Origin of the sequence: Citrobacter sp. Cpo065 (assembly GCF_030332805.1) — a bacterium.
Taxonomy (GTDB): Bacteria; Pseudomonadota; Gammaproteobacteria; order Enterobacterales; family Enterobacteriaceae; genus Citrobacter; species Citrobacter portucalensis.
Map to the genome: position 1 here is coordinate 664268 of NZ_JAOWHC010000034.1, position 23419 is coordinate 687686.

Annotated in this window: 16 protein-coding genes, 1 tRNA gene and 1 pseudogene; 3 read left to right on the forward strand and 15 right to left on the reverse strand. The window is 47.8% G+C overall.

Annotated elements, in window-relative coordinates:
- Positions 1-191: 191 nt before the first annotated feature.
- Both OGY68_RS19280 and OGY68_RS19285 read right to left on the reverse strand, forming a co-directional pair.
- On the reverse strand, positions 192-7157 hold the full coding sequence (locus OGY68_RS19280; protein ID WP_286617465.1) for an autotransporter outer membrane beta-barrel domain-containing protein: 6966 nt from the start codon (positions 7155-7157) through the stop codon (positions 192-194).
- Positions 7158-7528: 371 nt separating this feature from the next.
- Entirely contained in the window at positions 7529-8062 is a 534-nt protein-coding gene (locus OGY68_RS19285) for a hypothetical protein (protein WP_048216235.1), read from the reverse strand.
- Positions 8063-8339: 277 nt separating this feature from the next.
- Between OGY68_RS19285 and OGY68_RS19290 the strand changes: the two genes are divergently transcribed.
- Both OGY68_RS19290 and OGY68_RS19295 read left to right on the forward strand, forming a co-directional pair.
- Positions 8340-9131, forward strand: coding sequence for a winged helix-turn-helix domain-containing protein (locus tag OGY68_RS19290; RefSeq protein ID WP_231504598.1), 792 nt, complete (start codon positions 8340-8342; stop codon positions 9129-9131).
- Between the two features lie 127 nt (positions 9132-9258).
- A complete protein-coding gene (locus OGY68_RS19295) occupies positions 9259-9621 on the forward strand; it encodes a FidL-like protein (RefSeq protein ID WP_133158642.1) in 363 nt (120 codons plus the stop codon).
- Here the strand turns inward: OGY68_RS19295 and OGY68_RS19300 are convergent.
- From OGY68_RS19300 to OGY68_RS19325, 6 genes and pseudogenes are all read right to left on the reverse strand, one after another.
- A pseudogene (locus OGY68_RS19300) lies at positions 9620-9820 on the reverse strand (tyrosine-type recombinase/integrase); the annotation flags it as partial. The gene OGY68_RS19295 and the pseudogene OGY68_RS19300 sit on opposite strands and share 2 nt — an antisense overlap.
- 153 nt (positions 9821-9973) lie before the next feature.
- Positions 9974-10076: transfer RNA gene (locus tag OGY68_RS19305), tRNA-Thr, on the reverse strand.
- Positions 10077-10343: a YkgJ family cysteine cluster protein gene (locus tag OGY68_RS19310; RefSeq protein WP_048235250.1), complete on the reverse strand. Its 267-nt coding sequence runs from the start codon at positions 10341-10343 to the stop codon at positions 10077-10079.
- On the reverse strand, positions 10340-11911 hold the full coding sequence (locus OGY68_RS19315; protein WP_057066754.1) for a hypothetical protein: 1572 nt from the start codon (positions 11909-11911) through the stop codon (positions 10340-10342). The genes OGY68_RS19310 and OGY68_RS19315 overlap by 4 nt, the downstream gene beginning before the upstream one ends.
- A 46-nt stretch (positions 11912-11957) precedes the next feature.
- On the reverse strand, positions 11958-13055 hold the full coding sequence (locus OGY68_RS19320; RefSeq protein WP_048216231.1) for a hypothetical protein: 1098 nt from the start codon (positions 13053-13055) through the stop codon (positions 11958-11960).
- A 38-nt stretch (positions 13056-13093) separates the two neighbouring features.
- Positions 13094-14014, reverse strand: a complete 921-nt coding sequence (locus tag OGY68_RS19325; protein WP_286617323.1) for a helix-turn-helix transcriptional regulator — start codon at positions 14012-14014, stop codon at positions 13094-13096.
- 529 nt (positions 14015-14543) lie between these two features.
- Between OGY68_RS19325 and OGY68_RS19330 the strand changes: the two genes are divergently transcribed.
- The gene (locus OGY68_RS19330) at positions 14544-15155 is read left to right on the forward strand and encodes a GntR family transcriptional regulator (protein WP_048216229.1); all 612 of its coding nucleotides are present in this window, start codon (positions 14544-14546) and stop codon (positions 15153-15155) included.
- Positions 15156-15208: 53 nt separating this feature from the next.
- On the opposite strand, the gene fucO is transcribed toward OGY68_RS19330, so the two are convergent.
- From fucO to OGY68_RS19365, 7 genes are all read right to left on the reverse strand, one after another.
- Positions 15209-16360, reverse strand: a complete 1152-nt coding sequence (fucO, locus tag OGY68_RS19335; RefSeq protein WP_057066758.1) for a lactaldehyde reductase — start codon at positions 16358-16360, stop codon at positions 15209-15211.
- 79 nt (positions 16361-16439) lie between these two features.
- Positions 16440-17336: a dihydrodipicolinate synthase family protein gene (locus OGY68_RS19340; RefSeq protein ID WP_057066760.1), complete on the reverse strand. Its 897-nt coding sequence runs from the start codon at positions 17334-17336 to the stop codon at positions 16440-16442.
- 29 nt (positions 17337-17365) lie between these two features.
- A complete protein-coding gene (locus OGY68_RS19345; protein WP_057066762.1) occupies positions 17366-18466 on the reverse strand; it encodes a mandelate racemase/muconate lactonizing enzyme family protein in 1101 nt (366 codons plus the stop codon).
- Between the two features lie 47 nt (positions 18467-18513).
- A complete protein-coding gene (locus OGY68_RS19350; RefSeq protein ID WP_079934766.1) occupies positions 18514-19509 on the reverse strand; it encodes an aldo/keto reductase in 996 nt (331 codons plus the stop codon).
- 28 nt (positions 19510-19537) lie between these two features.
- Positions 19538-20917: a PTS transporter subunit IIC gene (locus tag OGY68_RS19355; RefSeq protein WP_053071042.1), complete on the reverse strand. Its 1380-nt coding sequence runs from the start codon at positions 20915-20917 to the stop codon at positions 19538-19540.
- A gap of 13 nt (positions 20918-20930) precedes the next feature.
- Positions 20931-21785, reverse strand: a complete 855-nt coding sequence (locus OGY68_RS19360) for an amidohydrolase family protein (protein WP_103014332.1) — start codon at positions 21783-21785, stop codon at positions 20931-20933.
- Between the two features lie 522 nt (positions 21786-22307).
- Positions 22308-23303 carry a LacI family DNA-binding transcriptional regulator gene (locus OGY68_RS19365; protein WP_048216224.1) on the reverse strand — a complete coding sequence of 332 codons (996 nt, stop codon included), beginning with the start codon at positions 23301-23303 and terminating at the stop codon, positions 22308-22310.
- Positions 23304-23419: the final 116 nt, after the last annotated feature.

Sequence of the window (23419 nt, forward strand, 5' to 3'; positions counted from 1 at the left end):
GAATCTCATGAAAATGAATAAACCCTATAAAATCCACGCAATTGCGTGGATTTTTCATTTCATAATGTCTCAACTTATTGAACAGGCCCCGTCGTGAGGAAAGAATTTGTCTACGAGCGTGGGGTCAGTCCAACCAGCAGGATTGCCAGGCAAACCACTGGTTGCCTGGCAAAAAGGTCAGGAGACGATTATCAGAAGTTCCATTTCGCGCCGATCATTGCCGCACTGTCATTATAGCCTTTATCACCCACCTGCACGCCGACATTGCCCCACAGGTTGAAACGTGGACTGACCTGCCCTTCGACACCCACTTTCACCTCACCCAGGTTTTTCGTTCCGGCCTGGCTGACGTTAACGCCGTCCATCCGGGTGCTGAAATCACGGGTATTGTGCAGCCAATTAACTTCGGCAAACGGCTGGAACTCACGCGCTTTACCGTTATCGAGCTGGCTGTGGCCTTTGATCCAGGTTTTCACACCAAGACGCGTTTGCACATTACCGTCACCGCTGCTGGTGATGCGGGTGCCGTTGCTTTCACGGTGATCGTCGGCTTTCACGCCCATCCACACGGCCTGTGCCTGCGGCTGGATATACCATTCGTTGGTCGAACCTTCACGCGTCTGGTATTCCCCCATTTTCCAGGTGTAGCCGGTTTCCACCGAGGCGTTCACCCCTTTCGATTTATAGGATTCGCCCTGCAGACCTTCACCCTTCACGCTGTTGTTAAACCAGTTGTACTGTGCCCAGGTATCGACATACAGCCCGCTGTGCGTCTCGTCGTTGGCATACCAGGTTGAGTAAACCCCGGCGGAATAGCCGTTCACAGACCCTTTCGAACCATACTGCGTACGTGACGTGTGGGTATTGCTGTGGTCGTTGCCGTAACCGGCCATCAGCCCAAGATGCCAGCGGTCAAGACCACTCTGGCTCCACTGCGCCACATCACCGCCCAGTTGAACGGCGTAACGGTTGCTCTGCGTTTTGAGCTGCCCGCTGCCATCACGCCAGTTGTTGTGGCCGCCCACGTGACGCATCCACATGCTGGTGACTTTTTGCTCGCCGGTTAAGGCGTCGATATACTGCGTTTCGCCCAGACGATCGTGCAGACGGGTCACAAATAGAGTGTTAGCCGCTGCCAGGTTCGCAGTGTAGCTGCCGCCTTCCGGACGCAGGTCCGGCGTTTCCTTATCTCCCGGGTCCGTGCCCGGGTCCGTTTTGCTGCTGTTCAGATACCAGTTGCTGCTGTTCTCGCCGGTACCGCGGTTCAGGGTGTAGTCATATGCCCCGGCAACAATACGGCCGTTCTGAGTGAAATCGCCGTCGGACGCCCCCTCAACGGTGATCACTTCGATACCGTTGGTGGTTGCCGCCCCTTTGCCACCGGCATTCGTCACCGTGATATACGTGTTGCCGGAGGTGTCACCTTCCACAACCAGCTTATCGGTGACAGATTTATCGTCGCCAAGCGCGGTGTTAAGTGACAGCAGCCCATCGTTGCCCGCATAGTTACCCTTAATCACCAGTTGGTTACCGGCTTGTTGACCGGACACACCGGTGGCCATCGTACCGTTGTTGGTGACGTTTCCGCCCACCGTAAATGTGTGCGTACCTATACTCTCAGCGGTGCCAACCTGAAGCAGACCAGCGTTGTTGATATCACCTGCCACGCCGCCAAACCCGGATAACGTTCCCTGTTCTGCGATATTGACCTGCTTGCTGCTCAGCACCACTGAAGCAATCTCGCTGCCCAGCTGCAGGCCCCCCTGCTCAATGTGTGTGGCACCGGTCCACTCGGCATTCTCGCCCACGGTGATGGTGCCACTGCCGAGCTTGGTAACGCTGCCCGCACCGGAAACAATGTTGTTCAGGTCCCAGTTACTGGCGCTGTTGAGCACCAGTGAACCAGTATTTTTTACCGCCGCATCGCCCAGATGCTCTGCCACAGATGCGGTCAGTTGCGAGGCAGCATCAATATCAAATGTTCCGGCAAACTCGCTGTTGTTACCGACTAGCACCACATCGCTGTCGGCGAGTTCAACACTGCCGTTATCGCTGATGGCGTTGTACAGTACGCCTGCGGCATTGCTTAACGCCAGCGTACCGGCCGCCACGATGTCGCCGGTGCCGAGGCCCAGCGTGGAGTTCAGCAGCGCCGTTGCCCCTTCGGCAATAGTGGTTTTCGCTGCCAGAGTGCTGTTTTCAGCCGTGACAGTCAGCATTCCGCCATTCAGGTTGAGCGCGCCGCTACCTGTTAAAGTGCCGTTAGCCTCGCCACCGTCCGCAATCGTCATGCTGCCACCATTAATGTTCAGCAGAGAATCGACAGTAGTAGTCAGTTTACCGACCGTCTGACTGTAGCCGTTCATATCAAAACCGGTGTCAGATGCCAGACTCAGTTCGCTGGTCTGCCCCAGCACGTCGTTGTTCTTCATCAGCAGGTTGCCGCTGCGCACATCGGTGACACCGGTGTAGTCGTTATCCATATTGGAGAGAGACACGGTCTGGCCTCTGGCACTGTCGAAGGCCAGGTCTCCTGAACCGGTGACGCGGGCGCTGAGGTCAGCGGCATTACCTGTTTTACCGTTAGCATCCAGCACCAGTGCGTTACTGCCGGACGCCAGCAGTTCGACCTGCGTCAGCCCGTAGTTGATATACAGCCCGTCGTCGTTTTCGCCACCGGTCAGGCGGTAATCGTAAGTGCCTTTGGCCACCACGTCGCCATTCTGCTCAATGTCAGCCACCACGCCATCGCTGATAACGTTGCCGTCTTTGTCGGTTAACGTCAGGTTGCCCGCACCACCCTGCACAGCGGTGTCAGAGGTGACCAGTTTGATCAATCCCTGCGCGTCGTCCTGTTCAAGCAGGGAGAGCGTCGTATCCGTCAGCGGACGAGCGTTGCTGACGCTGCCGGTATCCACCTGAACGGTCCCGCGACCACTCAGATCCATTTCACCCGCATGGATCGTACCATCCGCTTGCGTTTTGCCCGGTGTAACACCGTCGAAGCTCACCGTGCCGCCGTTAAACGCCAGCCCACCGATATTCTGTTCGCCCTTGCCAACATGCGTGATGCTACCTTCACCCGCGATCAGCCTCGCCTGAGTCAGCGCCTGAGTGTTCAGTCCGGTCAATTCATAGGTGCTGTTTTGCAGCGCAAGCGTGCCCTGGAAACCGTCTGCGGCATTGTTAGCGGTAAAATCAAACGCCTTGCCGGACGCATCCACAGACACGCTCCCGGTTCCCGATAGGTGACTGTTGAACTCTAGATCGCCGGTCGCGTTCAGTTGCAGCGTGCTATTCGCATCGATGCTGTAACCCGTATTTGATGCATCATCTTTCGAATCACCCAGGGCGAAGTCGACGTCATTGACGGTAAACACCGAGTTGCTGGTCAGATCGATATGCTCCATGCCGGTAATAGCGTCGGCACTGTTCAGGCTGTACTGCGCGTTCTGCAACCGGAGCGTGTCTTCGCCTTCTCCGCCATTCAGGCTGGTGAAGAGCGACGTTTCAGTCGTCTTGATGTCTTTCAGCACGAAGAGATCGCTGCCGTCACCGGTGGTGATATCCGTTGCCGTACTGCCGGACTCCAGCGTGATGGTGTTGTCACCACTCAGTAAATTCACCATCCCAGTGATGCTGGCTTCCGCGGCATTGGTAAAGGCAATACCCTTACCTTTGACGATTTCCAACGCTTTTTGCGAAGCATCCAGCGCGCGGATCACCCCTTTATTAAGGAAACTTTCCAGTGAGCCGTTATCTGCATCGACCACCGCATGCGAGGTGGAAACCGACGTCAGTTCGCCCGACTGTTCAATATTTTTCGTGGTCCCGCCGACGACCAGCGCTTCTGCACCATCGCGGTCCAGCACGTTCACGCTGGCACCGGTTTTCAGGTCTGCGGACGAATTGGTGACGATCCCTTTGCCGCTCGCCTGCTGGACGTTGATGACCAGGTCGCGCGAATCGGACATATCCAGAGTCTGATTGGTTTGCGAACCATCAATGTTTTCAAACAGGATACCTGTGCCGCTGCCAGTGACGTTGATGGTGCCAGAGTTGATCCGATCCATGGAAGCCCCGGTATGCACACCAACGCCGTTTCCGACGGTAATGTGGGTCTCTTTGAGTTGAATACCGGCAAGGTTGGCCTGGTTTTCAATGGCGTTACCGCTGCCGCCCGCAGCCATCGTGATGGTTGCGCCATCAACGACCAGCCCTTTCGCCCCGCTTGCCAACAGAATGGCGTGCGCCGTGCCGTCAGCGGTAGTTTGCCCTTCACCGGTCAGGTTAAGCGTTGCGTCGCTCCCGACCAGATACGCCGCGGTGCCATCGGTGGCAGAAACTGTCGCGATATTGTTCACCACGGAATCTGCGCCCTGAATATTGACCGCCACGCCATTCACCTGAATATCGCCGTCATTGTTCAGCGTACCGCCGGAAATCAGCACCCCGGTACTGTCAGGCTGATCAAAGTCAATGGTGCCTTTGTGATTTAGCGTACCGCCATTGCGGGCGATATAGCCGAAAGCACCGTCAGCGGTGTTGGCCGTTTCAAGGGTGGCATAGCTGGTTAATACCGACTCACCTTTTTTGGCGTCTACGACTTCGCCATCCAGGGCATAGTAGTTTCCGTCAACAACGCCCGCCGTTGTGCCCTTACCGGCGACTTTAACAATATCAGCATCCGCCGTGATTGTCCCCGTCGCGCCGCCTTCAATGCGAACACCAGTTGAGCCTTCGCCTATAATGCTTAACGCCAGCTTGCCGGAGTTAAAACTGCTGCCTGCGTCCGTCGTAAGGATAATGGTGGAGTTATCACCCGTTGCATTCATTTGTGACATATTGGTGTTGGAGCCATCAAACGCAGCGCCGCCATCGACACGATAAAGCGTCGAATCTGTCGTCGAAACCGTTTGATTACTCGTGGAATTATCGATAATTGACGATCCAGAACCGTATATGTAATACCCTGTCTGGTGACTCCCGTCATTGAAAGTGACCGTTCCGTTATCCACCAGGGTGATAGTGCCTTTATCACGCGCCTGCACACCGATGGCATAATCGCCATTGAGATTGACTTCGCCTGATACTACCGCGAGGGCATCCTCACCGCTTGCCCGGATACCGTAGTTAGCGTAATGCGTACCCTCATCAATACCGGAGTTGACGTTAATGACACCAGCGTGCGTGATTTTCCCACCGGCTTCCACATCAATACCGATACTGTTTTGCCCGTTCTGATTGATAATGCCTTTGTTCACGACCCGGTTTTCACTGGTACCTGATTTTACGTTGAGCCCCACGTTGGCAATCGAGGATTCGCCAGGCAGTTCGCCATTGATCTCTATCGTGCCATTTTGATTCAACGTCGCGGTATTTTTAACAACGATGGCTGTTGCGTTCGTTGTCTGAGAACCTATTACGATTTTTGAGGCCGCATCTCCGTTATACGTCGCACTGCCTGATAACAGAACACCGATGGAGTCTCCCGAAATACGAAGGTCGTTAGTTGCATCCGAACCCTCACGTTGAGCCTCCCGGCCAATGTACAACATGCCGTTATGGTTGAATGTTGATTGCTGGCCGGCCTCAACACCTGTTGTGACCGGTGTGCCAGTGGTACTCGTCTGCGCTGTTGATGCGACATTGATCGTGCCATCATTTGTCAGCACCGCAGACGAAGAGAGTAGGACACCTTTATTACTGTATTGAGAAGAGCTCGTCGCCAGGTTAATCACGCCAGTGGCATTGTTATTAACAGTGGATGTGCCGTTTGCCAGGATAGCCGTGTGCTGGCCTGCTGCGACTAATGCTGCGCTCGAACCCAATTTTTCAGCCATGTCAGGGTTAGTCCCTGCATCAACAACCCCGTTGTTCTCAAATACAGAACCACTGTGAACGGCGACGACATAGGCCCCACGAAGCGTATTGTTATTCGACCCTAGTGTGCCCTCATTGATTAAGGTTGCACCATTTTCCAGGTTAACCAGCGATGCATCAGACCAAAAAAGTTGCAGATTAGCGTCTTTATCAATGTTAATAACGGCATCTTTGCCGGTTCCGTGGATGTAGGAGACGGTATCACGATTAACCGTTCCTCTAACTGCATCATCAGACGCAATCCCATCCTCATTCGCATAAATAGGGATAGACCCGGTAGTTCGCGCCAAATTCAGTTCAGCGTTGTACTCTGCACTAGTCATTGAGAGCTCACCTTTTTCAATCGCTGCGATTAACGCAGCGTTGTAAGCTTTAAACTCCTCCACATTTGTCACATTTTGTGGCCCAAGTTTGCTGGTGAACTCACCTGTAAATTCGTCAATCACTGGGTACGCAATAGCCGTGCCACCACTGTGATTGTTGTAATCATTACCTAACTGGGCTATTGTTTTAGAATGGTAATTAAGCTCTGCTTTGTCACCAGACTCACTGGAAACATTAAAAACTGATGCTTTATTTATGCTACTCGTATTTGAACTTTTGAAAACAGCGCTAAATAAGTTTTCCCTATCATTAATCCAGTTGGCATCCTGACTTCCAACATTGACATCAAGAGTGGCTCCACTATTAACGTTGTATAGATTACGATCTATATACTGGCCGTTAGCACCCACGGCATTTGAAATCGTAACATTAAAGTCGGCGAGAGAGTTAATGACCATCGCATCATTATCGTAGACCGCTATTGATGTCGTATTCCCGGTAACTGGATCTATAAAGTCAATTACTTTGCTTTGCGAGCCGATGTTAAATATGTTGTTATTCTTAACATACTCACTATTAGTACCTAGAAGACCTTTATCATAAGCCTCACCCAGAGTCATATTGGTGTAACCACTATTACCATACGAAACATTCGAAAAGCTACCTGACAATGTATTATCCCGTCCACTCACTGTTATCTCTATGGCATCTTGTGGGGTCATGGAGTCTACTACATAATCTATTGCCTGTGATTTCGCTGGAAAAAGTGCAAGCATTAATAAAGCGACAGGTGCCATTCGAAAAACATATGCATTCTGGAATTCTGCGCTATATTGTTCTTCCGTAATAAGCGAAGAACTGCTTGATTGTACGTTTCCACGTGCCAGTTCGGAAACAACAACGGCACACGAGCGGGCTACGCTCCAGATAACCTTAAATACTTTGTTCATCATCTCACTCGCTTTTAACAGCCCATTTTCTTTCGCGATTACTTCACAGGTGAATTTGGGCCAAAATTATCAGTGCCTGATTTTTAGCTCAGGCGTTTCGTGAGTGATTTTACTTGCCGCCCCTCTTCTAGGGTATATATAATGAATAATGCGTTATTTATAGATATATCATCTATAAAAATAAATTTTTAAAGATTATCGTGCTGAATTTTAAATGGTGTTACACGACATTTTATTGGTTAGCGGAAGGATACATTCTGGTGAGTACATATTATCGATATATATTTTCAGCATGTCGTTAACTAATAGCTTCATGATTAAAAAGCTCCAGGGGGGATTACCACCCTGGAAAAACTTTTTTGAGAGTAATCCTATTTATTAAACCTGTAAACAAAGAAGTGCAGGTTGGCGGTGTTTTTAAGATTATACCTCTTTGCAATAGCGAGTGTACTTCTCAAAAAGTTTTTATAACTTACGCCTGATTTTTTTGCAGCCAAGAAAATACTCTCTGAAAGTTTTAGTGATTGAATTGTTTTAACTTCACATTGGCTCATTCCTTTGAAGTCCTTGAAGAATTCAATTTTTTCAATTACATTACTCACCGATTTTAGTTTAGCTATCGTTATAAGGTGTCGCCATTTGTTTAAATCATCATACACAGATAAATCAATTTGAGATGAGATAACCTTAGAGATCCATAACCCGCGAGAGATCAAAATCGTTCGAATTTCATCTTCTTTGGAAAAGTGATATAGGGTGTCATTCAGTTCTCCAAGCGAGTTAAATGAATCGACATCAATGAAACATATTCTATTTTCACAACAAATTTGTTTCATTAAAGCGAAAATAGACTGACGAAGAAAAGTATCATGCGTGATGACCATGAATGTTTGCCTATCCATCATGAGTAAATCCTGATAATGCCCTTCATGATGTTCTCAAAATTAATTGACAGAACCTTCACGAAGAGCCTCGTTACTGGGAGGGTTTGAGACGAAAATAATAATACAACAACACCTTGCCCAGGAATCTATAGAAGTAATGTCATGTCATATAGGTAGATATTCTGATAAAGCAATAGAAGAAATGGTTTTATAAAATATCTAACTGCAAAATGCGTATGCGTGATAGAGCACAATGTCAAAACGTGAAATATCAGCTAAAATAGAGAGGAACAATCATATGCAGATGAATACACATATGCTTTACCAAATTTACAACGAAGTAACATTCAGAACTGATGATGGTGTCCTTGCCAGTCTTTCATCACCCGAAAATTCGGTTGTACTTTCCATCACGGCGAATCGTATTTTTTCGTTCCTGCTTGAGCAACGAGGTAAGGTCGTTTCCCGTGAGGATCTTTTAGTTAATGTTTGGGATAAGAATGGGTTTCAGGCCTCGAATAACTCTCTGAGCCAGTACATTTCATTTATACGAAGAGGACTCCACGATCTCGGCTGTAATCAGGAAGTCATTCAGACTATACCCCGGGTGGGCTTCTTGGTTCCTGATGACTCTATATCTATCAGAGAGACTGATAACTACCGTGAAATCAATTCATTAAATGTTAAGGCATCGGTGCAAATAAAAAAAACGCAAGTATCGGCAAAAATCTGGATTTTGGTAATGACTTTGTTGCTGAGTTCACTGGTTATAGCCTTTTACCCATTACAAAATGGTGCTTCTGATATGATTTCAGCTATAAAGACTTGGAAACTCGGTAAGATTGATCAGTGCCCTGTGTATACTTTTTATAACAACTCCCCAGAAATGATGTCCGTCAAACTCGAAAAAGCCAGATTGTTAACAAACACTTACCTTCCGTGCATTCAGGGTGCGACCTACTTCTTCCAGCCTGACGATCTATACACCTACGGTGAAAAAGGACGCGTATTTTTGTCCCGCTGCACCTGGAATAACAAAGAACAAACTAAATTTGCAGGTTGCAAGGATATCTATATCCATGAAAATTAATAAGAAAAAAACACTGATAAGCGTCTCAGCAATTGCGTTTATTTCAGCAATTGCTGTTCGCGCGACAGGAATCGCTGACTGGGCACCCAATAATGGGATAAGCATCAACTGTGTATCGACGATCTCGATGCCAGAATTACCTCATGGGGTGAAATTCAATGGCAGTGTATACGTTCAGATTTATAAAGACGGATCCGGTGAGGTTGATTTTTCTGGTGTCGTTACGGAAACAGGAGAGCATGGCGTTGGGAAAAGTAGCGTCCAGCGTACCATTGCGTTTGAATACGTGATGCTAGATTCTGGCACCGTAAGGCTTTCTGAAGCACGACTGAGAAAGAAATCAGCTGACACAATGCCTGATGATTTTTTTACTAAAGCCATCTACGATAGCTCTGAACCAGAGAAACGAATGCATGTATCAAAACTTCAAAATGCATATTTGATAGGCAACATTTTTTCACCATCACTTTTATGTGTCAGTAAATCCTAATACCTTCAACGCCGCCACGCATATGCCCCAATATAGCCTCAGCTACCTCGTTTGGACATTGCAAACGAGATAGCCCTGTCCGTACAGTACGGCACAGATCATGGGACGTCCAATGAGGTATATCAAGCATTTGACCACTTTCATGTAAACGCAATGAGTTTTCAGTTAGATACTTCTGTTGGATTGGCTTTTTAGTAGCCTATGAAGGGAATAGTTTGTAGGGTCTGAATTTATTTGAGAACGGGAACATGACACTCAGCTATGCCATGCTAAATAAGTACGCCAGTAAGTACGCGGGAGAGAAAACAGTAAGATTATATGCAAATAAGAAACTGTAACCCATTGATTTAAATGGCCGATAATAGGAGTCGAACCTACGACCTTCGCATTACGAAAGCGAGCCAACTCCATAATGAGTACATATTGACGCTGACCCCTCCGTGAAGCATACCGCCCTACATTTTCTCCAGAATTAAACACGCTTCACGATTAAGCGTAATAAACTCCTGCCAGCTATATTGCTGTTGGTAGTTAAGCTGATACTGCTTTTCTACCTGGCAAATAAGCGGACGTGTTTCATAAATCGCGCACAGCTTTGTCTCCATCTGATAGTGACGACAAATGCCGTCACCGCGATCAAGAAACTGCGTTTCACTGGCGCGATCGACGTGGCGACAACAAGCGCCACACTGGTTACAGGGAAACGCGGGCGTGAGCGTCATAGCTTACTTAACCAGCTACGTACAGAGCGGGTATTCCCTGCTTCAAACGGTAGCGCAATATTTCGGCGCTCAACCTCTGCACGCAGCAACAAACCACGCTCAATTTCACTGTTCACCGCGTTAAGATGCAGCGAGAAACGCGATAACGCTGACGTATCAATAGCAAACTCTAACGCCGAAAGCTCCAGTAGATAACGATCGAGTTCAGCATTCACCTGTTGATAATACTCTAGTGCTTTCTGATACTTATCTTTAAACGTATCCAGAAACGCCCAGACCTTTTTCATCAATGCGCTGTGTTCCAGGAAGTAGTTCATTACCAGCGTCAGAATACCTGTCGCCAGCGCACCGCAGAAAGCGGCCAGTTCCGGACCAAAAGGAAAGACGAGCATCTTGGCTAAAGCTTCGTTAACCACCACACCAGCAGCCACGGCCACACCCGCAGCCACCAGCTTGCTTACCGCTTTAGCGAGCTGCCCCGGCGCTAAGCCTTCGGGGTTAAAGACCATAACTTTAAAGGCCTGTACCAAATTGTTCCACATCTCACGAATCAGGCGCACCATCATCTTCTTAGTCGTAAAGAAGATATTGAAGAGCGTCGTCGTAATGCTGGAGAGCACGCCACCGATGGCTCCGTCTTTAAAGGACGTCAGGAAAGTGCTGAATTTACCCTGCACTCGCTGCCAGACTGCGCGTAATGCCTCCGCCGCATCTTGCAGGAAGTCTCCGGCATCGAATGAATGACGATGCTTCTCAAACATCACGGGAATACGCTCGCGGAACTCAAACCAGGTCTCTGCCAGAATCAGTCCCAACATCTGCCGCGTTCCCATGCGAAACGCATTGTTCATTGTGGCGGTGGCGACATTCTTCACAAACTTACTGCTGGTATAATATTCCTGATTGATCGTACTGTTGTATTTTGCCCGCGCCTTTTTGTCGGCCTCTTTCATCCGTTCAAAATCTGCGGCGGCTTTATTTTCCAGCTTATTCAGCTGTTTTTGCTCTTGCTCGGAAAGCGTTGGTTGGCTGCGTAAACGGGCAATTTCCTGCGTGGTCACAGCATGCTGTTCTTGTAGCGTTTGCACGAAGGCATCCATCGTTTTCGCCTTCTTCGCCTTATTCAGCGACTCATTCGTGAAGGTCAGATTTGATGAATCATTAGCCAGATCGGCACCATCGCATTCGGCAAGGATACGCCCTGGATCGTTGTGAATTTCATGGGCGGCAATAATATGGTCGAGGTTCTTTTTATCATTAGCCGCAAATTTCTCACCGGTGTAGGTATCGGTCAACGTACCGGCCTCGTGCGCCTTTTTTCCCGCCCGGTTGGTGGCAATGTAGTTTTCGTGGCTATGGTAATGATGAGAATCATACCCTTCACGTTGCTCGTACCGTTGACGCTCGGCGTCGGTGGCATACACTCCCTCGCGAGCGTTATGAATGGTATTCACATCGCCGCCGTGTTTATCCTCCAGCAAGAGAAAATCCAACCCAAAAGAGGTGGTCAGACTCTTAACCACCGTCTGATGTAACTCTTCACCCCAGTCAAACCTGGCTGTGTTCATTGTGCTCGCCCATAGCAATGCCGGGCAGATTCGCCCGGCGCGTCGATTAAATACGAGAAGAAAATGCGTCAAACTCAGAAGCAGAAACCGCCAGTTTTTCGTCCAGAATCTCTTTGTTCAGCAGGTTCATACCGTTGCTGTCGGTCTGCAGTTGGATCACGCCATCTTCGATAACGGCTTCACCGTTTTCCTGCGTCACCGGCTTGAACAGCGGCGTGGTGATCACGTCGGTCATGATGGCGGCTAATTCATAACCATGGTCGATAATCGCCATGATCTCTTCCGACTCACTAATCTCGGTGGTTATATTCTTCTCATGACGTTCAACAATGATGGCATGCATCGCTTTCAGCGGTTCAAAGTAGTGTTGAACAAAGACGCTATGCATACGGGTTATTGATTCATAAATGCTATTTACATACTGCTGCACCTTCGTCAGCTGCGCTTCAGCCGCATTCATTTTTTCCACCGCAGCTGTCACTTCACGGGAGCTTTGATAAGCATTGTTAAGCGCCTTTTCGGCATGGCTATCGTAAGCCCAGCCTGCGATAGCAATCAACGGAGCCACTACCGCGCCGCCAAGTACCATCGCACCGCCCGCCATTCCCCAGCCGCCTGCAGCCAGAGAACCGCCGCCGATAGCCGCCATTGTGGCGTTATACGCCGCCGCACCAGACAGGGCGGCAATCGGCGTACCGGTAGACGCTGCGGCAAACGCCATCACGCCGCTGTACACGGCAAAACCAGCGGCAGCACCGGACACCCCGGCACCGACGACCGTCGTCAGGTATTCCGTGGCGGAAATCGCCAGACTCTGAATTTTATTGATGTTGTGCTGCGGTACCTTCAGACGAAGATCTTTATGTCCATCCTTAGCCATACGCGCCAACAGATCGTCGGCAATCGTTTTAAATTCATTGAAATCTTTACCGATCTTCAGTTCTTTTTCACCCAGCTCGGCCAGTTTTTTCGACGTTGTTTCATTCGCCAGATCAAAGCTCTCTTTATGCTTATCAAAGCGACGCTGCGCGCGATCTAAAACATCGTCGGCTTCTGATTTTTTCTGGTAGCCATCATAAGCTTTTTTGCCACCAAACGCCGTTGCCGCTGCCGCGACGCCCAGAATAATGAAAGGTAATGCCATAAATAAAAATCTCCTGTGCAATAAGTCGTTGTTACCCGCTACGCATCACATTCCAGAACAGGAACAGAGTCGCGATCGCCAGTGATGTAGTTATGCAGTATGTTGATGACCGTTTTTTTCAACCATTCAGGTTCCAGAATATCTATATTCGGTAACCAGAATAGAATTAATGGAATAATTTGATTCTGATGGGCTGCCTTGCAAAGCAAAGTCACGCCATCATTCTCTTCACGCACTAATTCTTGCTGAGGCAGTAAATCTCGTCTTGCGAAGTAGCCAGCAATGCTGTGTTTAATACGCACCCGCACCTCAAACGTCTCTTCACTTACCCAAGGATCGCGATGCTCATCAATTAATGACAGTGTGGGTGTATCGACCGTAAAATGCTCTTTCCGGATATCCAACCACCGAATTTTACTTAACGAAAAAGACTTTAGCTTTCCGTCCTCGGTCGCCTGCAGATACCAAATATTTTTCTGGTTAACTAATTTATAAGGGTGAACGGTGCGCGTTTTGTCTTTATATAAAATATGACAGACACTGTTTTTCTGAATCGCTTTTTCTAATAAGTTAAAATACTTTCGCAAATCATTTCTGACTGAATGTTCAGGGCGACCAAACTGAACTCTAACATGCTGTTCTACCGCTCGTTTTTCTAAGCTAAGCCAAAAATCCTCATCTCTATCAGGAAAAACCGCGTCGGCGTCCAGCAGCTTTGCCAGAGGGTCATGAAGGGCATAGGCGCTATTATTCTGCGCGCGAATCGGTATCAATCGATACTCTCCACCACCACACCCCTCAATAAAGGAGGAAAGCATATTAAGATCACGATAGACCGTTCGTTCAGTGATATTAAATTTCTTCATCAACTGATAGCGATTCACAACGCCACAAGTTTGCAGCTCTATTAGGATATCGACTAAACGTTCTGCTGAGCAACTCCTTGCTGAATCAGCCATAAGCACCTACTTTTCTGTTTTCCTGACATGAATTATATATAAAATGCTGACATATCCTGTCAGTGTATCGGCACGCTGATCATTTTTTTTAGAGAAATCGACAATTTATTTGACCATTAGTCGCATTGGACAATTTTTAGGGACAAAAAGCGCTCCTCATCAGGAGTAAATGCCAGAGACATGGCGGCCAAAAGACCACCTACATACATCCTCATCAAACTGGCTAACGGCTATCTCTTCCACTAAGCCAAATTCAAGGTTGAGTTTGCAAAGGTGGATTGTCAGGAGAGTTTCTTGATGATGGCCAGTATCGTGGTATGAACGCCGGTATTTGGTTTCTTCACGCTGAGTAAAAAAACATCATCTGCAGAAGGATGTGGACGCGCTGGCGGCTGTTAGTGCTGCTGACTGAGTCGTTGAAACACGAGCTAATTCGTTGTACAACCGGGCTTACCCATTGATTTCATAGTGACAAGGGGCTAATTTGTATCTCATTAAACATGATTATGACCCTCATTAAAGCCAGACTATGAACATCAGCGAAAAAACATATCATCAATTGAAGGCCAAAATCATCGCCAATGAGTTGGTGGGGGCTATCTCAGAAAATGAGCTATGTCAGGAACTTAATGTCAGCCGTACGCCGCTGCGCGAAGCTTTGTTTCGCCTGATGACTGAAGGCTGGATTGAGCCTTCCAAAAATAAAACGAAAACCATTAAACCCATTACGCTCAGTGAAATACGTGATATTTTCCAGATCAGAAAAGATATTGAAATAATGGTATTGAATTTGTCATGGGAGAACCAGGACCCGCAACGGTACCAGACGATTAAAGATAAAATTGAAGTCGGCTTTCATGATTCGAATGTGTCTTTATTACTCGAAGCTGATAACGAGCTACATGAACAAATGCTATCCGATTGCCACAACGCTATTGTGACTAAAACGCTGACCTTCATGTATGACAGGTTACGCATGCTGCGTTCAGACAAAATGAAAAATGATTCAATCATTGATTCATCCAAAGAACATTTGAAAATTTGCGCCGGTATTATTGCCCGCGATATAGAACAAACCCGTGAAGCCATTGCCCATCACGTCAACAACTCCTACAACCGCCTGTTCTCCAGCTTTAAATAGACTATGCATATAACATGGCCGGTATTTCTACCGGTCATGTGGGAAGTTAAAAATTAGTAGAGCTGTCGGTACAACGCTTTAATCTCTTCAATACAGGTATCTCGAGGGTTTCCACCGGTACAGACGTCCGCCATTGCCGCGGCTGCCAGAGCATCGATATCTTCATATTTCATGCCGATATCGCGCAGTCGGGCGGGAATATTTACGTCGCGGTTAAGTTGCACCACTGCTTCTACAGCCGCCTGACGCGCCTCTTCAATCGGCATCACCATGGCCTGAGTATTGCCCAAAGCCTGTGCAATTTGGCGATATTTGTCTCCAGTAAACTCGGCGTTGTATGCCATGATATGCGGCAATAGCACAGCATTGGCGACGCCGTGTGGCGTACCATAGAATGCTCCCAGAGGATGGGCCATTCCATGCACCAGGCCCAATCCGACATTAGAGAAGCCCATCCCGGCAATATACTGCCCCACCGCCATGCCTTCAGCGTCCTGGGCGATTCCCTGTATCGAACCGCGTAGCGAACGCCCTATCATCTCAATCGCCTTTAAATGAAGCGTATCGGTTAATTCCCATGCCCCTTTCGTAATATATCCTTCGATTGCATGAGTCAGCGCGTCAACACCGGTTGCCGCTTTTAAACTGGGCGGCATGCTGGCCATCATGTCAGCATCAATAATGGCAACGACCGGAATAGCATGAGGATCATAGCAAACGAACTTACGTCGGTTCTCTACATCGGTAATCACATAGTTAATAGTCACCTCAGCTGCCGTACCCGCGGTCGTTGGAATGGCAATCATCGGTACAGCGGCATTTTTAGTGTCAGCCCCACCTTCGAGGCTGCGGACATCGGCAAACTCAGGGTTGTTAATGATTATCCCTACCGCTTTGCACGTATCCTGCGGTGAACCGCCACCAATAGCGACCAGGTAATCCGCGCCCGCCTGACGAAATGCCTCAACACCTTGCTGCACGACGTCAATCGTCGGGTTAGGTATGACCTTATCAAAAATTTGATAAGGCAACCCTGCGCTATCAAGAATATCAAGTACCTTGGTCGCTACATTAAACTGGATAAGATCGTGGTCAGTAACTACCAGCGCTTTTTTAAAACCTCGCTTTTTAACTTCATCAACGATAGCGTTAATTGAACCCACGCCAAAATATGAGGTTTCATTTAATATCATTCTATAAGACATATTCTATACCTTATAACAGAGAGGTATAACAGCAATACAGCATTGCCGTAGCATAATGTATGCTGTTATTGATTTTTGATTATTTGATACTGAACATTATGTCAATCTGTTGCGATTCCTGACGAGTTAGTTCCCCCGCAAAGCTTCTTGATTTCTCCCCAGAATACTGAAACTTATGAGCCACCGCGGTTTTAATTGTAGTAACAAAATCATTACCAATATTATAAATAGCAGAAAGTCGGCTTATCTCACGCTGTATGCCAGTAAGCTGGGTAAGATCATTTTCATCCCAGGCTTTAATTGCCTGCACAAAAAGTTCGGGACAAATATTATTTAATCCTGAAATAACTCCCGCGCCACCCGCCAGAAGATTTGGGATAAGATATTCATCATAACCGGACAGAACAACAAAATCGTCTCTAACGGACGCGACTGACTGAATAATTGCGCGAGTATGAGAGAGGCAATCAACAGTATCTTTAACACCCACAAAATTGGGAAATTCTGCCGCTAATTGCGCTACCAGTACCGCGTCCAGATCGCATCCAGTTCGGGCAGGAAAGTTGTATGCGAACCATTTTCCATTCAGGCGCTGCCCCAGATCGCGGTAGTATGCCAATAGTTGGGCCGGCGTTTGTTGAAAATAGTAGTGAGGTAGAATCATCACTGCCTGATACCCGCAATGCCAGGCCTCTTCTGCCAGACGTATCATATCCGCCATACAGGTAGCTGATATATTTGCCACCAGCGGCAGCGATGACATTTTCCGTGCCTCACGGATAAGCATCAGTCGTTCATCCAGCGTTAATGCGGTGAACTCCCCAATACTTCCCATTAGCAATACGACATGAGTCCCAGCCTCTTCCAACCGTCGCAAATGCTGCTGCAGTGCCGATAAATCAATATTTCCTTGTTGATCAAAAGGCGTAATTGATGGGCACCATGCACCGTGAAATTGAGCATGATTATCAGACATAGTATATTCCTGAGAAAATAAAAATTGTTTTATTCAATGACATGGTAAACAACAGTATCAGCCTGTATTTTCTGCCAGTCCCACTGAATACCCAAACCAGGTTCTTCTGGTGGGAAAGCATATCCCTCGTGAATATTCACATTATTAAGAGTAACACTATCGAGCTGTGGAATATACTCCAGCCAACGGCTATTAGTAATGGCGCAACATAATGATATATGCAATTCCATCAAGAAATGCGGGCAGACAATTTTATTAAAGCATTCCGCCATATGTGCAACTTTAAGCCATGGTGTAATACCACCAATACGAGCCACATCAACCTGAATAATATCTGCGGCATTATTCTGTAAATACTCTTTGAAGTGCTGGATAGAATAAATGGACTCACCCACCGCGACAGGAATGGTGGTTGACTCACACAATTTTTGATGAGAATCAACATCATGTGCCAGAAACGGCTCTTCAATCCATGAAAGATTAATATGCTCCAACAACGCTGCTCGCTGTTTGGCTTCCGAGAATTTAAACGCCTGGTTGCAATCAGTCATGATCACGTACTCATCACCCACCGCTTCACGTACAGCAGTCAAACGCTCGATATCACGCACCGGACTTTCAGAACCAATTTTGATTTTAGAACCGCAGAATCCCTGCGCCTTAACAGCCAGCGCATCATCAACTAATTCCTGAGTGCTTAAATGCAGCCAGCCCCCTTCGGTGGTGTATAACTTCATGCGCGACTTCGCACCACCTGCGACTTTATACAGCGGCAAATTCATGCGCTTACACTTCAAATCCCATAATGCGGTATCAATGGCTGCCAGTGCCAGAGACGTAATGGCGCCAACCGAGGTCGCGTGAGTTGAGAACAGCAATGATTCCCAGATGCCCTCAATCATCGTCGCATCCTGACCAATCAATTTCGGTAACAGGTGATCTCGTAACAGCGCAACCACAGATGAGCCGCCGGTGCCAATTGTGTAGGTATAGCCCTCACCAATTTCTCCACTCGATGTTGTTAAACGAATAATCGGCGTCTCTTGTGAGACAAAAGACTGAATCGCATCGACACGTTTTACTTTAGGTTTCAAATCAACCATAAAGATTTCGGCTTTAACTATTTTCATTACATCCTCAATATCTGTTAATTTTTTCGCAAAGTTACAAATGATGCTTACTGAATACCAATGCTGGCCAGTTCATCCCACAATTCCTGCGGAATATCCCAGTTAGCCCAGGCAAAATTAGTCAACGCTTGTTCTACGGATTGAACGCCGCAGGTTACGGTGACCACATTTTGGTTTCTTAATGGGAATTGCAGCGCCGCAGCACCAATCGGCACGGCATGTTTTGCACATAGCGCTTCTATCGCATTTACTTTTTCAATAACCTGCGCTGGCGCGGAACCGTATTCATACAACGCCTTCGATTTATCTTTCGCGACTAAAACTCCGGTAGCGAAAGGTGCAGCAACAGCCACCGAAACATTGTTGCTTTCACATTTGGCAAAGAACGCCTGGCGGTCTGTTTCCAGCAGGTTGTAGCGGTTGGCGAGCATTAAGATATCCGGGGCAGCGTTATCCATCACCTCCATCAGGATTGCCTCTTCATTCGCGCCTGCGCCCCAGGCTTTGATATCGCCATTGCGCTTAAGCTCTTCTAGTGCTTTCTGCCCTGACTCACAGAAGGTTTTAAAATGTTGGCGTTCCAGTTCCGTATTGCCGTAGGTATAAGTGCCGAGATCGTGTACATAGAGAATGTCGATATAACGGGTTCCCAGTCGCTGGATAGAGTTTTCGTATGAGCGCATGATGCCCTCATAGGAGTAATCAGCCTGTCGGTTAAAAGGGTTCTCATCATAAAAAAATTCTCCTGCTTCAAGGCCTGGCTCTTGTTTCCGGGATTGCAGCAGACGACCAACCTTGGTGGACAAAACATATTCGCTACGCTCCAGTCCACGTAATCCCAAACCTAAACGCAACTCAGAAAGTCCGCTGCCATAATGTGGTGCAGTATCAAAGTAGCGCCAGCCAACCTGAATGGCCTTATCAACAATGTCCATGGCTTCGTTATTGCTCAGCGTTCTGAATAAATTAGCCAGGCTGGCTGCGCCGAAGGTTAAAGAAGGTACACTAAGCCCTACACTTTTAATTGTATTTTGAGTGATCATAATATTCCCCTGATGTTTATCAGTATTCTTAGTCAACTTTGTTTGCAGTTAATGAGGTCGCTGCTGTTGATTTATTATTAATATTAAAAATCAACTTCAGCACATAAATAATAATCCCGGTCACTACGATAGAAAAAAGACACAAGAGCGCAGGATTCATTCCTTTTAACAGCTCGAACATTTTGTAGAAGATATAAGATATAGCGTGTGAGCCACCATCGATTGATGAGGCCATCATCTCTTTTGGCACATTCAATTGTGCCTTTTCGGCCAAAGCCTGCGACACTACAGCGAGATCCGAACCAAACCACAGGATCCCACACACGATGACAATGCCATTAATTAATCCACGGAACATGTTTCCGTTGCATGCAACCGTACCAAAGACAACAAATATCGGCAGATAAGGAATATCGGCGAATGGCATCATGGTATTAAAAGGCAAAATAGTACTAATCAGAATCGTGAGTGGCACCATCAAAATACCTACAGACAATACCGCAGGATTTTTAAAAGCAATTTCACCGCTGATACCAAAATAAAGTGACTTTGTTGGAAAACGTTTCTTTACCCATTCAGAAGCAATTTCAGTAATCGGTACCAGACCACTGACCAGCACTCCCGCCATCGTCGGTAATAACACCATGACCGCAGCAAAATTCATTCCACTCTTAATAATATCGCTGAACGGTAGCGCGCCAAGCATACCGATGATCACCCCCAGAATGGCCCCCATCGCTAACGGACTACCAAAAAACCCTAGTTTGGCTTCAATTTTGCTGAGATTAAGGTCAATTTTGTTAATCAACGGAATGCGATCAATTACACGGTCCATCAAAAATGCCAGCGGGGCCCATGCGACGATCTCCGCCTGAGTAATGGTCACGTTTGGCGTGTCACAGAATTTCTGCACATGTGGGGCAATGTAATCGGCGATTTTTAGCGTAATAATAAATGTGATCCAACTTGCAAAAATCCCCATCCAAAATGAACCCGTCACCTGTTCAACGATGATTCCGGCAAATACAAAGTGCCAGTAATTCCAAAAATCAACGTTAAGGGTTTTGGTGGTATTGGTTGAAATCATCAACAAATTAGTGGCAAAACATAACGCATAAACAATCGGCAGAGAAAGCGCAGCCAGACTGAAGGCGCTAATTAACGGCCAGCCCAGATCCAATACTTCATAATGAAGATTGAGGTTTTTTACCATCGCTTCTGTCGAGCTGCTAAGTGATGTCACCATAAAACCGATCAGCAACGAAAGACCGAGAAACCCAATACCTACCGTCATTGCATTTTTCGCCGCATCAGCAAGTTTCGCGCCAAATAGCACGGCAAATAAAAACATAATCATTGGAATGACCACTGCCGGGCCAAATCCGAGGATATATTGAACGACTTCCATAAGTGCCCCCCTGTTACTTTAATGAGTAAACCTTCTCTGCCACGCGATAAAAAAAGTTATCGCTGGAAAGAGCCTGATGAGATTGCAGGTAGTTCTGGTAAAGCCCTAAAGTGTCGGCATACGGTAATGCCAGTAGAGAAACAGGCCAGTCGGATCCATACATCACTCGCTCATCACCAAATGCGGCAAAAACCGAGCTAAAATAAGGTTCAAGCTCCTGGCTCGCCTGCCCAGGTCCCGTCCAGCGGGCATAATCTGCTTCCGTGACCAGGCCTGATAGTTTGCAAAAAACATTGCTGTAAGCCTCACCAATCAACATTAACTGTTCACGCCAGCGGGTAATTTCTCCGTCGCGAACTGCGGGTTTTGCCGCATGTTCGATAACAAAGGTCACTTCCGGACAAGCAGAGATAAGCTGGCTTGCCGCCTCCAGCTGTTGGTGCGTAACCAGCAGTTCATACACCAGCCCCTGCTCTCCAACGCAACGTACCCCCTGGATAAATTGCGGGGTCACTAAATGGCTCTCAGGCAAGCCCTGAGACATATAGCGGATCCCTTTCAGATAGCGGGATTTTCTCTGCAGTCTCTGCAAATCCTCTGCGATCCCAGCCCCGCGGTTTATATCCACCCATCCCACAACACCTTTTACTTCATCGTGATGCTCAGCTATTTCCAGCAGCCATTCGGTCTCCTCAATTGAAGGGATGGCTTGTACTAAAATGGCGCCTTCGATGTGGTTTTCAGCCAATACGGCCTGCAAATCGTCAATAAGAAAATCACGGCGAATTGCCGCCAGATCGTCTGTGATCCAGGCAAAATGCTCTCCCTGGCAATGCCAAACATGGTTATGGGTATCAATCACTTTCATACTCACCATCCTGTATTTTAATTGTATACAATGAGAATACAATAAAAGTCTGTGTTTAAAAGGCAACCACGGAATGCACTATCTGAGTACGGGATCACAATTTTCACGGTTTATCTGTAGGCTAAAAAAGGGACGTAAAAGCCTATAACCGCCGTAGAATCCGATGTCACTGAGCTGAACTATTGCATGCGGTTAATGTGGTGGACGCTTGTGCGTCCCGCTGAAGTTACAGAAGCAGAATGAGCAGAGAAGAGCGATAGATGGGTAAGTACGAACTAAAATCTAAACGTTTCGTAAGTTACGATGTATTGATACGTTAACATTAATAAATAACGGTTATTTTATTGAAACCCTAAATTACGACGAGAGCTTAATACACGCCCCAACTTTGAGCCTTGCGCGCTAAACCGTGACTTAGCAGTACCCCCACGTTTCAGTTTTGTAACATCCACCAGCAAATTAGCGCCCCCCCCACATAATTCACACATCCCTCCGGTTGATGAAACGAAGCAGTTAGGTTAATCATATTGAGGCGCGCGGAAGCCAGGGGCTGTCTACCCGCACGGTATCCCGGTGATCGAGCCCCTGGATAAGATGCAGCGCGCTAAGACGACCGATTTCATAGTGCGGCAGCTGTACCGTTGAGAGCGGCGGCAAAAATAGCTCGCCGGTGCCCACCATATTGTCATAGCCCAGCACAGCGACGTCCTGCGGAATGCGCAGCCCTCGCCCCAGCAAGAGCTGGTAGATAACAAAAGCCACGCGGTCGTTACCGCACACCACCGCATCGAACATCGGGCGCGCGCCGCTCAGGTAATGCCCGGCAATCTCCGCCGCATCAATATGGTGGCGCTCGCCCGGCGGAAGATAGTGGTGGAACATTGCATCAGGGTCGACACCCGCTTCACGACAAGCCCTCTCCATTCCCGCCCGACGGCGATCGGTCGCCACAATTCCTTTCGGTAGGTGGATACACAGCAGTCGGCGATAGCCTGCGGCCAACAGAGCTTTCACGCCAAGATATTGCCCTTGTTCATCATCGGGAATATAGGTGGGGAAAGGGCCGCTTGTGCTTTCACAGTTCGCCAGCACGCAGCGATACTTATGCAGCTTTTCCGGTACCGGTACCTGGCGCAGTCCCATCGCGGTGTAGATAATACCGTCCGGGCGATGCGCCAACAGCAGATCAACCATTTTCTCTGGCTTGTCATTGCTGAACATATTCACTACAAAGCTATTCCAACCGTGCGCCCGCGCAGTCTCTTCGATAGAGAGCGTTATCTCCACGGAAAATGGCGTAGTCATGGTGTCCAACGCCAGCACCCCAATCGTGTTAGCTGTGGTTTTCGCACCACGAATTTTTTTAGCGGAGAGATCGGAGACATACCCCAGCGCATCTACCGCTTCCATCACCTTTTTATAGGTTTCAGGCCGTAGTCGTTCGGGCTCGTTAATCGCCCGCGATACGGTCATTAACGAGACGTTAGCCCGCTGCGCCACATCCTTTAAAGATGCCATACCCTCTCCTTCGCCGATGTTCACTTTGCCGGGGTCTGAAAATGCGATCTCGATAACGCCCGCAAAATGTTAACGTTAACTTTTGTGATTAACATCGATATTACCATCAAATCTGC

Coding starts and splice junctions, on each gene's coding strand:
- OGY68_RS19280 (WP_286617465.1), bottom strand. CDS start 7,157: ATGAACAAAGTATTTAAGGTTATCTGGAGCGTAGCCCGCTCGTGTGCC.
- OGY68_RS19285 (WP_048216235.1), bottom strand. CDS start 8,062: ATGATGGATAGGCAAACATTCATGGTCATCACGCATGATACTTTTCTT.
- OGY68_RS19290 (WP_231504598.1), top strand. CDS start 8,340: ATGCAGATGAATACACATATGCTTTACCAAATTTACAACGAAGTAACA.
- OGY68_RS19295 (WP_133158642.1), top strand. CDS start 9,259: ATGCCAGAATTACCTCATGGGGTGAAATTCAATGGCAGTGTATACGTT.
- OGY68_RS19310 (WP_048235250.1), bottom strand. CDS start 10,343: ATGACGCTCACGCCCGCGTTTCCCTGTAACCAGTGTGGCGCTTGTTGT.
- OGY68_RS19315 (WP_057066754.1), bottom strand. CDS start 11,911: ATGAACACAGCCAGGTTTGACTGGGGTGAAGAGTTACATCAGACGGTG.
- OGY68_RS19320 (WP_048216231.1), bottom strand. CDS start 13,055: ATGGCATTACCTTTCATTATTCTGGGCGTCGCGGCAGCGGCAACGGCG.
- OGY68_RS19325 (WP_286617323.1), bottom strand. CDS start 14,014: ATGGCTGATTCAGCAAGGAGTTGCTCAGCAGAACGTTTAGTCGATATC.
- OGY68_RS19330 (WP_048216229.1), top strand. CDS start 14,544: ATGAACATCAGCGAAAAAACATATCATCAATTGAAGGCCAAAATCATC.
- fucO (WP_057066758.1), bottom strand. CDS start 16,360: ATGTCTTATAGAATGATATTAAATGAAACCTCATATTTTGGCGTGGGT.
- OGY68_RS19340 (WP_057066760.1), bottom strand. CDS start 17,336: ATGTCTGATAATCATGCTCAATTTCACGGTGCATGGTGCCCATCAATT.
- OGY68_RS19345 (WP_057066762.1), bottom strand. CDS start 18,466: ATGAAAATAGTTAAAGCCGAAATCTTTATGGTTGATTTGAAACCTAAA.
- OGY68_RS19350 (WP_079934766.1), bottom strand. CDS start 19,509: ATGATCACTCAAAATACAATTAAAAGTGTAGGGCTTAGTGTACCTTCT.
- OGY68_RS19355 (WP_053071042.1), bottom strand. CDS start 20,917: ATGGAAGTCGTTCAATATATCCTCGGATTTGGCCCGGCAGTGGTCATT.
- OGY68_RS19360 (WP_103014332.1), bottom strand. CDS start 21,785: ATGAAAGTGATTGATACCCATAACCATGTTTGGCATTGCCAGGGAGAG.
- OGY68_RS19365 (WP_048216224.1), bottom strand. CDS start 23,303: ATGGCATCTTTAAAGGATGTGGCGCAGCGGGCTAACGTCTCGTTAATG.